Raw genomic sequence first — 13,594 nt, 5'->3', positions numbered from 1 at the left:
TTTATAAATTCTATAATCTTGAAAAAAAGAACAGCCCGCTTCATCAGGAGCTGTTCCATTCCCATTGCTTCCGGATCGCTTACGAATCCATTCCTAGCTGGCCCGTTACGGGATCGGCCAATATTAAATGCCCTTCCTTGATCTGCCCCCCGTCGTCGAGTTGGAGCATCCGGGACGTTTTTCCGTGAACCGCCAGCGAGGCAATGTCTTCCGGTTCCAGGGAAACGCCGTATTGATCCCGCCATATCACGAATGTACAGCCCGTTTTATAATGCGAGCAGCCGTAGCCGCGCTTGCCCATAATCAAGGTGCCTTGGCAGCCCGGACTTGGACAGGGTGCTATTCCCGTGACAGCGGCGACTCTCTTCTCCGGCGGTGCCTGAACTTGAACGGCTGCCGAAGCAGTCATGTCTCCCGATGAGGCTGCTTTGGGAGTCGTTCTTTTGGCTGCGGCTGTTTTCGTTCCCCCTGCTTTTTCGCCTGGCTTGGATTTGGCGGCTGCGGTCTTCCGGCTGCGCACAGGCTTCGCCTCTTCGCCCGGTTGGTCTTCAAAGGACTCCTTGGCTACCCTTCGCTGCACCTTCACCTTGCTGATGATCATCGTCGCGAACTTTTTTACATTCTCCATGAAGGCTTCATCGGAAGCCGAGCCCTTGGCGATCTGGTTCAGGCGGCGTTCCCACTGCCCTGTCATTTCAGGCGAAGTCAGAAGGTCCACGCCTGCACCGCGAATGACCTCTACCGCCATTTTCCCTTTTTGGGTGATGACAATGCGTTTCCCCTTCATGACGAGATAGCCGACCTGCTTCAGACGTTCGATGATGGCTGCGCGTGTAGCCGGCGTGCCCAGTCCGGAATCCTTCATGGCATCCCGCAGCTCCTCATCCTCAATCTGCTTGCCCGCGCTTTCCATCGCTTTCAGCAGCGTTCCCTCCGTGTAGGGCTTCGGCGGCTGGGTTTCTTTTTCCTTCGCCTCACTGTTTATGCATATTACGCCTTCATTTGCAGTCAATTGGAAAGGCGTGGTTACCTCCTCATCGGTTTGTGCGTCGTCGTCATCGTCTTTTTCTTTTTTGGAACGGGATTTCTTGGCGTCCTTCTTCTGATCGGCGTAAATGTATTTCCACCCTTCGGAAAGCAGCTGCTTGATGGTTGTTTTGAACTCTTCCTTTTCCACTTCGGTCATGATCGTATGCACCTTGTATTCAGCCGGTGGGAAAAAGTGTGACAGGAAGCGCCGCACGATCAAGTCATAGACTTTGGCTTCGTCAGGTGCCAGATTTCTGGCCATTTTATTGGTCGGCAATATCGCATGGTGATCCTCCACTTTGGAAGGATTGCAAACCGACTTGTTGTTTTTATGCACATATTTTTTGTCCGCTTGCTCGGCGAATTTGGCATAATCGGTACTCCGAAACTGGTCGAGCGATTTATACATCTGCGGAATGTTCTGCTCCGTCACATAATTCGACGTGGTTCTCGGATAACTGATAACCTTATGCTTTTCATATAGCGCTTGTGCGAGATCCAATGTTTTTTTGGCGGAAAAGCCGTATTTGGCGTTCGCTTCACGCTGCAGCAGCGTGAGATCATACAGCTTGAACGGATACTCCTTGGTATCCTTGACGTCATAGCTTTGAATTCTGCCTTCCTTGCCCTGGACCTTCGCCGCAATCGCTTTGGCCTTCGCTTCATCCTGTATCCGTTCTCCCTGCCAGAGACCCTTGTATTCGGAATCGCCTTGTTTAAAAAACGCTTCGACATCATAAAACTTGGCCGAGTCGAACGCATCGATCTCTTTTTGGCGGTCATAAATAAGCGCAAGCACGGGCGTCTGTACACGACCGACCGAGAGAAGTACATTATGCTTGGTGGTAAAAGCGCGCGAGCCGTTCATGCCGATGAGCCAATCCGCCTCGCTGCGCGCCTTGGCCGCTTTGGACAGATTTTCGTACTCGCTGCCGTCCTTGAGCTGTTCGAAGCCTTTTTTGATCGTTTCCGGCGTCAAGTCCGAAATCCACAAACGCTGGACTGGCTGGCGCATTTTCAGATGCTGCTGGATCAAAGAGAAAATGTGCTGACCCTCCCGCCCGGCGTCACAGGCGTTAATCAGCTTGTCGCTGCGCTTGGCCAATTCGGCAATAACCTTGAGCTGGTCTTTGGTTTTCGGATTCGGCTTCAGCTTGAAATGCTCGGGAATGATCGGCAAATCGTTTATATTCCATCTCTTGTATTTATCATCGTACGCATCCGGTTCCGCAAGCCCGATCAGATGTCCGATCGCCCACGTGATGATGTAATGCTCCCCTTCTATGTATGTGCGGGCATTTTTAGCCTTCGGTTCAATGACCGCCGCAATGTTTCGTCCCATGTCCGGTTTTTCAGCAATCACTAGAGTTTTCAAAAGTACCGTCTCTCCTCAATTGGACGTTCAAATTCCCATGAAAAAGGCCGAGAAAAGGAATCCTCCCCCGACCATGGTTGTTCATTTCATAGATTAGAATACTTTATATGATAGCATATTCCCCCCATCGTTTCAACGCGAGAGACCCTGTGAGCGAACCGGAGGAAATCTCATGACAGCGTGCACATGCCGTTTCTCTTAAAGTCGCGCAGCCATATATTAACGGAGGACTATTCGCGCAAGGAGGGATGTTGATTTCATGGATCAATGCATACATGTTCTTCCTAACAAGAAGCCGAATTGAAAGGATGATTCTCATTTTGGGTTAAAGGAATGATGACATGCCTAACTATAGTGTTTTTCAAAACGACCCGAACAACCTGCGTATGCTTATTTACGGGCGTGACTCCACCAATACAAACGTAAGCGTCAAATAGCCCCCACCTAGCGGCGGGAGCGAAGTTCGATTAACCTTATAGTTACTTTTTACTTATTCGGCAGTCATCCGGCAGCACGTCCGACCACGGCATGAATGGTTCGAGCGCTTCGGCATCGAGCGGTCCAGCGATCTGCGGCAATTGCTCGAAGAGGTACTTCAAGTAATTGAACGGATGCAGGCCATTCTCCTTCGCCGATTCGATCACGCTATAGATCACCGCGCTAGCTTTAGCACCGCGTGGCGTGTTGGCGAACAGCCAGTTTTTACGCCCGATCACGAACGGCTTAATCGACCGCTCGCTCCGATTATTATCGAGCTCCAGCCGTCCATCCGCTAAGAACGCGGTCAACTTGTCCCACTGATTCAAGCTGTAGGCGATCGCTTGGCCGGACAGGCTCTTCGGCAAGGTTTTGGACCGTTGCTCCTTCAGCCATGCGTGAAAGGCGTTAAGCACAGGCAGACTTCGCTCTTGCCTCTTGGTATGTCGCTCCTCAGGGGATACTTCGGCAAGTTCCCGTTCAATCGCGTACAACTGATTGCAGTAGGCGAGCCCCTGTCCTGCAACGGTTCCCAGTTTGCCCATCTCTGGCGGCCCTGCCTTCAGCGCCTCGTCGTACTTGCGCCGGGCATGTGCCCAACAACCGACGAGCGTCACGTCCGCCACCTTGTGGTACCCGGCGTATCCATCCACATGCAAATAACCTTTGAATCCGGACAGGAAATTACGCGGATGCTCGCCGCCCCGGGTCCGTTGGTACTCGTAGAGCACCGCCGGCGACACATCGCGTCCGGTACGATACAGCCACAGGTAGGACATTGATTCCGCAGACTTCCCCTCTTCCCGCAACACTTGAAGCGTCGTCTCATCGGCATGCAACACTTCTTGTCGCAGCAGATAGGCTTTCATGGCGGCGAACAACGGATACAGCCAATGCTCCGCACCGTACATCATCCAGTTCGCCATTGTCTGGCGAGACAACGTATAGCCAAGACGCGCGAAGTGCTGCTCTTGTCGGTACAAGGGCAAGCCGTCCACATACTTCTGACTCATGACATAGGCCATGCTAGACGGCGAAGCCAGACTTCCCGGATAGACGGGCTTTGGCATGGGCGCAGTGACGACGGGCGTCTTGATCTCATGACGCTCGCAGTGGCGACAAGCATAGACTTGACGAATATGCCGCATGACCTTGACCTGCGGGGGCACCAGCGCGATCTCGCTACGCATCTCGGTCGTCATCTCATGTAGCGAGCCGCCACAGCAAGCGCAGGACTGTTCGCCTTCCTCGAGCTTGTACACGATGGTCTCTACCGGCAAGTCGGAGAAGTCGTCTTCACGCTTGCCCGTCTGTTTGCGGCGCTCGTACGTAATTTTCTCTGTAGGCGGCTCTTGTCCGACAGGCGTAGCCAGCACTTCAGCTTCGTTGAATAGATTCAGTTCCATCTGATCTGGATTTGTCTTCTCGCTGGAAGCGCCGAAGCGCTTTTGCTGCGCCAGACGGAACTGCTCCTCGTACCACTTGAGTTTAGCAGAGAGCTCGGCGACTTGTTGTTGGAGAACTTCGACTGTGGGGGATTCCGTTCTATTTTCCATACGTTTATGATTCGAGAAGAGCAGGATGATACCTGCCGGAATAATTGTCCATTTCCGTAAGGAATAGATTGCTAAATCACGGTAGTGGCCGTTACTTTCGAGTGCGCTTGACGCTGTGAGAGTGAAAGTCCATCCAGTAACCAGCGGAGTTCGCGGGTCGTGACCGTAACCGGCGCTCTCTGATCTTTCGGCCATTGGAACGTACCACGCTCCAGCCTGCGGTAGAACAGCCAGAAACCGTTATGCTCCCAATACAGCATTTTGAGCTTGTTGCGTTCCCGGTTGCAGAAGACGAACAAACAGGGAGAGAAAGGATTCAGCCCGAGTCCTTCCTGCACGAGCGCGGCGAGTCCGTCGATGGACTTGCGCAAATCCGTACTGCCGCAAGCCAAATACACCTGACGGCTGGTCAACTCGCTTAGCATATGACCTCCAGCGCTTTCACAACTTCTCGGAGCAGGGTGGGGTTGAAGCCAGGCTCAACTTCGATAACGGCTGTGCCGAGCTTAATGTGAATGGAAGTGAGCCGTTTCGTTTCTGCTTCAGGGGTAAGGGCGACGTTGATGAAAGAGGGTGGCTTACGGCTTACTGTGTTCCCGGATGATCCATCTAACCGCTTCATCCAAGTATAAAGTTGACGGCGGTCTACCTTATTGACTTTGCACCATTTCGTTACCTTCTCTCCGCTAGCGCGGAATGTGGCGACGCGAGCTTCCCATTTCTTTTGGACATCTTCTCTGGTCATGAATAAACCTCCCCGATATGATTCTGAGGAGGATTATCTCACGTAAATGTAGGCACGCGAAGGTGGGGAGGATTTGACGCTTACATACAAACCGGCTCGTTGCCACGGACACAGCCGGTAATCTGACCACGATTATCTTGAATGGGACTATTTCTAATGTGCTCGGCGCCACCATTACCGCGGGTACTCTCTCCTCCGCTGGTACGGTTACCAACATCCTGAACGGCACGATTTCCAGCGTGCTTGGGGCTACCGTTACCGCGGGTACTCTCTCCTCCGCTGGTACCGTCACCAACATCCTGAACGGCACGATTTCAAGCGTGCTTGGGGCTACTATCACCGCGGGTACTCTTTCCTCGGCCGGTACCGTTACCAACATCCTGAACGGCACGATCACTAGCATTCTTGGCGCCACCATTACCGCGGGTACTCTGAGCAGCATTACTTCCATTTCGCAAAAAAGCTTTATCGAGCAGCCGACGCTGGGCATAACCACAGCCGATACTCTAACACCGCTGCCCGCCGTTACAACAAGCGTGCTCGGAGTGTATTCCTTCTTTGTTTACAACAGTGGAGCTAATCCGGTAAATACCCAGGTCGAAATCAGCGCAGACGGCACGCATTACTACGTCGACACCACCGGCGACAACCCGCTCCCATCCGGTTCTGTGGATGTGCTTGTACCCGCCCGGTTCCTGAAATATACACGTTTGTCCTATCAATCGGCCAGCACCGGACTGCCATCAACCATTAACGTCATCCTTGATGCTCAAGGAACTTAAGTCCTGAGGCGTTAATACATTATACAAAGGATGAGAATATTTCCGTATAAGCCATCGGAGAAGATGCGGGCTGCCGCATCCTCTCCAATCAGGAGGAAGATGTATGCATACCACAATCGGAATCCATCTGATCGTGAAAGACGAGTCAGACGTGCTTCGTCATTGTCTCGAGTCGGTTAAAAATGCCGACGAAATCATCGTATTGGATACAGGCTCCGAGGACCATACCGTATCGATTGCAGAAGAGTACGGAGCCCAAATCATAAAGATGGGATGGCAGAATGATTTTTCCGCCGCCAGAAATGAAGCATTACGCCACGCCGGAACAGACTGGATTCTGGTGATCGATGCGGATGAGCGGCTCATGACGCCTATGGATCACATCCGGGACCTCATAGAAGGAACTCAGCGCGAAGCATATAATGTGTTCGTGACTAACCTGCTGGATGCGGAAGGGGAACAGTCTGTGCGTCACCGATCGCTTCGGCTATTCAGAAACAGGCCGGAGTATCGTTTTCAAGGAACCATTCATGAGGAAATTGAGCCATCCATTCTCCTTTTTGCCGGAAATGAAACGATAGGAGATTCTAGCGTCGAATTTGAACATACGGGTTATCAAGCTGTGACGATGCACGGCAAGAACAAGCTAAACCGGAATTACCGCATACTTATGCAAGCTCTTGATAAAGAGCCTGATAACGCCTATTACCTTTACCATGCGGGAATCATCCAGTGCCAGATCGGCCATCTCGCGGAGGCTAAAGCCTATATGCTCCAAGCCAGGCTGCTCGTTCCCGTAACCGCCGCCTTCAGACCGACATTAATGAGGGATCTGGCCAAAATCACGCTTGAGCTGAACGAACCGGAAGAGGCTGGATTGATCTGCCTGAGGGAGCTGCAGTATTATCCGGGTTATGCGGATCTTCACTATATTCAAGCCGAATGCCTGGAAAAACAGGGTTTATGGGAAAAAGCAATGGATGCATACCGAAATGCCACCGCATCTACATCTGAGCTCTATGTCACCGAAAATGGAATGAACAGCTATAAACCATGGACCCGCATGGGAGAAATCGCCCTGAAGCTAACTCGGCATGAGCAAGCCGCCAAGCTTTTTCACGAAGCCGTTTGTCTGCTTCCCTCCTATTCTCCCGCTGTCTTAGGTCTTGCTGCCGCATTTCACCGACTGAATGCAACGGACGAGGAAATCAGCGAGCTTCTTCTCCAGATCCAACAACCACATACTCTGGTGCAGTGGCGACTGCTGCTAGAAGCACTTGACCAAATCGGCGCAGATTCGGAAATCGTTCGTTTAACTCCGCCGGAGTGGATCACGGATGAATCCATCAGCATCATGTACGGCTCATCGATGCTGCGGTTGAAGAAATTCAAAGAAGCCCGTTCCTTCTTCTACCACGCGGCAAGTGTGAATCCCATACCTTGCGCTGAGCGTGAGCTTTTGCATGTGCTGTCCCAATGGCAGCTGACCGGACAACTCGAAACGTCGATTTGGACGTTTTTAAGTGAAGTGCCCCGTCGCTCCATGGAGTGGATTGATCACGCAATCTCTTCGGTAGAAGTAGATTCACAGCTAACGTCTCAAGAGCTGGATGCAGACGATTGGACGGAACGGCTAATTCGGCAGTCGGTAGCTGTGGGGATGATCGATATGGCCCGAAAGCTAGCCGCACTAACCGGCAGCGCAGCAGTCGCATTCGCCAAAGCCTTATACCAGGAAGGCTATACGATGGCTTCAGCCGATTGGCTGATTTCACTGCTGGAGAATCAGACGCTGGATGATGAAGGTGCACATATGCTGGCCGAAATGATCTACGATAAAGGACATTACGACGAAGCTGTTCGCCTGTTCGAAAATATCGTACTGAATGACCCTTCGCACGATCGTTCAAAAATCGGAGCTGCCCTGTGCTACTTGCATCTGGCCGCTGCGTGCCTGCAGCAGACGCAATCCACCACACCGGAGAAGGATGTCCTGTTACAGGAAGCAGGCCAACTGCAGCTGGCTATCGGACAGCTGGAACGTTCGAAGTGGCACACGATCTGGAACGACAGGCAAAGGAGACGCAGCCATGAAGAGACCGCCGAGCGGAATATCCCTCTGCATGATCGTCAAGAATGAAGCCGCTAATTTGACCCGCTGCCTGAGCAGCGTACACAGCGTCGTTGACGAGATCATCATCGTCGATACGGGCTCTACCGATCATACGATATCCATAGCCCGCCGATTCGGGGCAACGGTCATTGAAATCCCGTGGGAAGGCGATTTTGCCCAAGCACGGAATGCGGGACTTACACGCGCTCGTTTCCCATGGATTCTTTTTATGGATGCGGATGAAGAGCTGGATGCCGGGGATGCCGAAGAACTGCTCGTCTGCGCCCGTCATATGGAATACGAGGGCTTTTTTCTGCAGGTCCATAACCATATCAGCGAAAATATCCATTCGGCGACGGCTACCGTCAACCCGCTCCTTCGCATGTTCCGGCGGCGACCGGAGCACCGTTTTCAAGGAAGGATTCACGAGCAAATTGCCGCCTCCATTACCAAACACCGTCCTATGGCCATGCTGCATATTTCGAACGTGAAAATCCATCATTACGGATACAGTGGCAGCATGGTAGTTTCGAGAGACAAAATCCGCCGGAACGTGGAGCTTTTGCGCCTCGCGCTGGAACAGGAACCCGACGATCCGTTTCATCATTACAATATGGCCGTAGAATGCATGCGGATGAATGATTATGAATCGGCGCTGATCCATCTAAGGCAGGCAAAGCAGCATGCGGATCCAGAGATCAGCTATTTCCATCTGCTCTTCAAATATGAAGCCCGGTGCCTGCTCTCGCTTGTAAAATCGGATGAGGCGGTTCAGGTCTGCCGCGATGGCCTTAAATCCTTTCCGGATTATACTGACCTTTGGCACTTGATGGGTGTCATTCAGTTCTCCGCAGGTCAACATCTTCATGCCGAGAAAAGCTTCATCGAAGCCGTTACTCAAGGTCCAGCTCCCATGCATTATCACACGGAAACAGGCGCCGGGACGTATCTATCCGCTTTCGGCTTGGGACAGCTTCAGGAAGAAATCGGTGATGATATCCAGGCAATTCACTGGTACATGAAAGCTCTGCAATTGGAACCCGGTATGCGTCAGGCCTTGAATAAACTCATCCGGATCATGAAATCAAATCGGCAAGAATCGCTTATCGCCTCTAGGCTCCAAGAAACAATCAAGCTCCGAACTTCAGCCGAGCCCCAGAAATTAGCCGGTATTCTCGCCGAGCATCGCTGTTATGACGCCGCAATGAACGTTCTCGAGCAGGCTAGTGCTTTGGAACATTCCCGCCAAAACGAGCCTTTACTGGGGATGTGCAAACAGCTGGCTAAAAGCACGAGCTCCCGGATTTCCCCCACCATGAATGCTCAGCAGAAGCCAGCACCGGCCACGGTATCTCCACATCCTCCACATTTAATTCAGCCCGATCATGATGACTTAAGCGCGCTAGCGGAGGACAGAAGGATGGAATGCACGTATTATAATGGCTTTTCCGGGCAAGCGCTGAATGATGTTCTGCACTTGATCTCCCCTCTCTCCTCCTCATCAGGTGTAGCCCTGCCCGGAAAAGCCAGGACTGCAGCCCGCTTGCTGACGGCGTTTGCGGAAACCCATCTGCTCCAGGCATCCGCCCGTCATCCCGATTACGCTGTACTTCGCAAAGCAGTGCGCATTCTCCCTTGGTTTGAGGATCTCGAATAAAGGAGCTTTCCGAATATGCTTCCCTTGGATATTTCACTATGCATGATCGTCAAAAATGAAGAAAACCATCTGGCGAGATGTCTGGAGTCCGTAAAAAATCTGGTCTCCGAAATCCTCATCGGGGATACCGGCTCCAGTGATCGGACGGCGCAAATTGCCGCGTCTTTCGGGGCAAGGATCATTCCGATTGCATGGGAAAATCATTTTGCCGAAGCCCGGAATCAGGTGATGTTACACGCCTCCTGTTCATGGATCCTTGTTCTCGATGCCGATGAAGAAGCCGATACATGGGATCCTGAGCAGCTGGCGGCGCTGATCAATAATGAGCAAACGGCGGGTTATTTAATTCCCTTTGTCAGCTACTACGGCCAAGGCTCCGAGGAGGATTATTTTACGGATGCGGTATGCCGGCTGTTTCGCAACCATCCGTTCATCCGCTTTCGCGGAGCGATCCATGAGAATGCCGCCGAGGGCATCATCGAGCTCACCGGACAGCCTATTCCTTATGCTCCTATGAAAATTAAACATTACGGCTACATGCAATCTGAGCTGGAGCGGAAGCACAAACATAAGCGCAATGAGGAAATCATTCGCTCCGAGCTTCGGCAGAAGCCGTTAGACCTACAGCTCCGTAACGCGCTGGGCGTCGAGTATTTCCAGGATGGCCAGTACGCCGCTTCATTGGAGCATTTCATCCCTGTCCTTGATCTGCATCGCCAACCGGAGCCCGGTTACCTGCCGGATGTCTATTTGAAAACGGCTTATGCCTCCCATATGACAGGTCTGAACGAGATGGCAGAACAAATTGCCGCGCGCGGCCTCAAGGAATACTCCGACTTTACGGATTTACAAGAATTCAAGGCACTTTTGCTTTATCGGGCTGGCCAGTATGAAGAAGCATACCAGTCGATGTTAAGAGCAGCCGCACTGGGCGTCCCTCACCATAAATATTCGACCTCCTCCGGAAGCGGCACATTCCGGACTCAATGGCTCGCCGGCCGGTTGTCCGAAAAGCTGCTGAAGCCGGAGCAAGCTCTTGTACATTACAAACACGCCCTGCTGACCAGCCAAAATTTTCTTCCGGCGTGGAGCGATGCGCTGCAGCTGTCTCTTTTGCTGCGACGCTCTGACACATGGTTTGAATGGCTCGTCTATAGCGTATCGCCTTTATCGCCTGAGAAGCAGAATCTGTTGATTGCCACGGCTTTAACTACCGGCGAGAATTCCTTGCTGGATCTTGTCTCCAAGCTTCCTACCCTGGATAAGCCAAGGCGATCCTGGATCGCCCTGATGAGCCAGTATGCACCCGAACCAGGCAGCCAGCTATATGAAGAAATCGTTCGCTGCCGAATTTTCCAGCCCGACGATCCTTTTTATCTCGCCTACCTCTGGGCTGCCGCCTGGAAAGCCGGAGATGCGGAAGCTGCGGAACCACTTGCTGAGCGTCTGCGAAGCATGCATTCTCCGCTCGGGTCCGTGCATGGTTATCTGACGGGGTTGACATCAGACCCGCCGGAACCTGTCCGTATGCTGACGGCACTTCAAATCTTTCTTCAGTGCAGGGCGTACGCGCAAGCCGGTCGCCTGCTCGCGGAGCTTACCCGACAGCGTTCCATTCATTCGTTTTCTGCCGCGGTCACAAACGCCCTGATATCTGCTCCAGTCCAGTTCATCGAGGGTTGGTGCCAGAACTGGATGGAGACAGAAGCACCCGAAGCCGAGCCCCCTTCGATGGCTGAGCTTCTGCTATATGCTGCTCTGGGAGTGCGCTGCGGCTCAAGACCATGTCTGGAGATGGCTGTCTATCGACTGGAGCAGTGCTTAGATGAGCCCTACGCGTTGGCGGCCAAAGCTCTTTGCAGGACAGAAATGGCGAAGCTGTATCACCCTCTGAAGCTTCAGCAGAAACTGAGCTTTCCGCTTTTGCTGCGTGCTGTATCCATTCACTTGTAACATCCATTTGTAACATTCACATGTAAAGGAGAACAACGATGAGCGAACCGCTAACCATGCCGCCCGTGCTCTATCTTCCCTGCTTTGATTACCAGACCCACCGCCAACGCCCGCAGCAATTGCTGTATCACTTGAGCCTGCTCGGATTCAATGTCATCTACTGTAATGTTACGCAGGATCCCGATCATCCTTTTGTCGTACTAAATGAGCACCTGGCGGTATGTCAGGATATCCATGCCTTGGACCTGAAACGCCCTTATGTCATGTGGCTGACCCATGGACCTTATGTGGAGCGTCTTACCGACTTTCAAAACAGCCTCGTCATCTCCGATTTGGCGGATACGACCGAGGAGGAATTTGCCCCTTTTGCCGAATGGGAAGACCGCAAAATCCAGGCGGCTGACATCGTTTTTTGCGCATCGCAAATCATTTACGAAGCAGCAGCACCGAAACATCCAAACGTACACCTGGTCCACAATGCTGCAGATGATTTGCATTTTTCAACTACCGATCCATTTTCTCCCGGCCTGCTCCCGAGTGAGAAGGATATGCGGCTCTGCAGGACTACGGAACCGGTCATCGGTTTCTGGGGAGCCGTCGCCTCATGGCTTGACTATCCCCTCATCCGCATGCTCGCAACGGAAAGACCCCATTACACGTTTGTCTTCGTAGGCCAAATAAGCTGTGGCGGGCCTAACACCCTCACCGACCTACCCAACGTTCACTGGCTGGGTGACCGGGATTATGAATATCTACCGCGCTACGCCAGCTATTTTGACGCCGCGATCATTCCTTTTGAGGTTCGCAAGGTGACGAAGGCTGCCAATCCGGTCAAAATGTATGAGTATATGGCAGCGGGGCTGCCTGTGATCAGTACGGATCTGCCGGAAGTCCGCATGCAAAAGCATGTCCGGATCGGCCGTTCCCCTGCCCAGTTCCTGCGGCATCTGGATGAAGCCCTTCTGCATGATCGATCACCCGAGCTTGTCTCTGCCAGAAAAGATGCTGCCCGCCACGAAAGCTGGGCTAGCCGGGCCGACTTCATCAAGGATCGGATCATCGAAACATTCATGCAAAAATACGAAAAGCCCATCTGAAGGTATCCGCTTCCTCCGGGGGCTTTGGATATATCGTTAAGACTTCCTGCCGTGCGCAAGCAGCAAATAGCCGGGAAAATGCCGCTGTTCGTCTGTATCCAATTCATCATACCAACCTCTCAACCATTCCTTCCAGAGTCCAAGCCCCGGCATGAAATCGAGAAATTCCAGACTTTGTAGGAATCCGATTCCCCGTTCATCGATCAGACGAAGACCTGCGGCAGTAAACGGATCTTTCAGGGAAGTTACCGGCATTTCGACACCGTATGGCCATGAACCCGCCTGCTCAGCATAGGCTTTGCCGATCCGGTAAGGCAGACAACAGCTGTATGGCACCAAGACGATGATGCTGCCTCCGGGCTTGGTGATCCTGGCCAACTCCTGCATGATTCTGATTTTTTCCTCATTCGAAAAATGCTCCAGCACCCCGGCGTTCCAGCATAGATCATACCGGTTATCTTCCGCAGGTATGCTGCGGATATCGGCCTGAACGAATTCGGCGGTTCTGTTTTTCATCCTGAATGCCAATCGGGACTGTTCCAAAGCCTGCTGCGCATAATCCACGAGCGTAACCTCCGCTCCCTCCATGGCGAGACGGAGCGATATTTTACCGGTACCCGAGCCTGCTTCGAGAATTTTTTTGTCGCGAACTGGACCTGTAGTCTCCAGCAGGGCATTCAATACGAGCTCACTTAACGCATCCCATCGGTAGGAAACGCCTCTACCCCAAAGATTCTCCCACAGCTGCTTTTGCTCTTCCTCGTGCGCCGTGCCGATCGTATCCGGATTCCTTTTCATATGCATGGCACT

The 13,594-nt window shown here is 52.5% G+C and carries 10 protein-coding genes; 5 read left to right on the top strand and 5 right to left on the bottom strand.

Going from position 1 to position 13,594, the window contains the following annotated elements; genetic code table 11:
• Nucleotides 1–79 precede the first annotated feature (79 nt).
• The 4 genes from PCH05_RS11915 to tnpA all read right to left on the bottom strand — a co-directional run bounded on the left by PCH05_RS11915 (nt 80) and on the right by tnpA (nt 5,182).
• Nucleotides 80–2,404, bottom strand: a complete 2,325-nt coding sequence (locus PCH05_RS11915) for a DNA topoisomerase 3 (RefSeq protein ID WP_127602610.1) — start codon at nt 2,402–2,404, stop codon at nt 80–82.
• A gap of 479 nt (nt 2,405–2,883) precedes the next feature.
• Nucleotides 2,884–4,437: an IS66 family transposase gene (gene tnpC, locus PCH05_RS11910; RefSeq protein WP_127602609.1), complete on the bottom strand. Its 1,554-nt coding sequence runs from the start codon at nt 4,435–4,437 to the stop codon at nt 2,884–2,886.
• Between the two features lie 71 nt (nt 4,438–4,508).
• Nucleotides 4,509–4,862 (bottom strand): IS66 family insertion sequence element accessory protein TnpB, encoded by a 354-nt coding sequence (tnpB, locus tag PCH05_RS11905; protein WP_127602608.1) that lies wholly within the window; start codon nt 4,860–4,862, stop codon nt 4,509–4,511.
• Nucleotides 4,856–5,182, bottom strand: coding sequence for an IS66 family insertion sequence element accessory protein TnpA (tnpA, locus tag PCH05_RS11900; protein WP_127602607.1), 327 nt, complete (start codon nt 5,180–5,182; stop codon nt 4,856–4,858). Before tnpA ends, tnpB begins: the two co-directional genes overlap by 7 nt.
• Before the next feature lie 137 nt (nt 5,183–5,319).
• Here tnpA and PCH05_RS11895 point away from each other — a divergent pair, with 137 nt between their 5' ends.
• From PCH05_RS11895 to PCH05_RS11875, 5 genes are all read left to right on the top strand, one after another.
• On the top strand, nt 5,320–5,964 hold the full coding sequence (locus PCH05_RS11895; RefSeq protein WP_174806256.1) for a DUF6385 domain-containing protein: 645 nt from the start codon (nt 5,320–5,322) through the stop codon (nt 5,962–5,964).
• Nucleotides 5,965–6,067: 103 nt separating this feature from the next.
• Entirely contained in the window at nt 6,068–8,104 is a 2,037-nt protein-coding gene (locus PCH05_RS11890) for a tetratricopeptide repeat-containing glycosyltransferase family 2 protein (protein ID WP_127602606.1), read from the top strand.
• A complete protein-coding gene (locus PCH05_RS11885) occupies nt 8,055–9,734 on the top strand; it encodes a tetratricopeptide repeat-containing glycosyltransferase family 2 protein (protein ID WP_127602605.1) in 1,680 nt (559 codons plus the stop codon). The genes PCH05_RS11890 and PCH05_RS11885 overlap by 50 nt, the downstream gene beginning before the upstream one ends.
• 15 nt (nt 9,735–9,749) lie before the next feature.
• On the top strand, nt 9,750–11,687 hold the full coding sequence (locus PCH05_RS11880) for a glycosyltransferase (protein ID WP_127602604.1): 1,938 nt from the start codon (nt 9,750–9,752) through the stop codon (nt 11,685–11,687).
• 38 nt (nt 11,688–11,725) lie between these two features.
• Complete coding sequence (locus PCH05_RS11875) at nt 11,726–12,784, top strand: glycosyltransferase (RefSeq protein WP_127602603.1); 1,059 nt, start codon at nt 11,726–11,728, stop codon at nt 12,782–12,784.
• A gap of 36 nt (nt 12,785–12,820) precedes the next feature.
• On the opposite strand, the gene PCH05_RS11870 is transcribed toward PCH05_RS11875, so the two are convergent.
• A complete protein-coding gene (locus PCH05_RS11870; protein WP_246049498.1) occupies nt 12,821–13,588 on the bottom strand; it encodes a class I SAM-dependent methyltransferase in 768 nt (255 codons plus the stop codon).
• Between the last annotated feature and the right edge of the window lie 6 nt (nt 13,589–13,594).

Source organism: Paenibacillus chibensis, assembly GCF_004001045.1.
In the GTDB taxonomy this organism is placed as follows: Bacteria; Bacillota; Bacilli; order Paenibacillales; family Paenibacillaceae; genus Paenibacillus_AQ; species Paenibacillus_AQ chibensis.
This window is presented reverse-complemented; position numbering and strand designations above follow the sequence as displayed.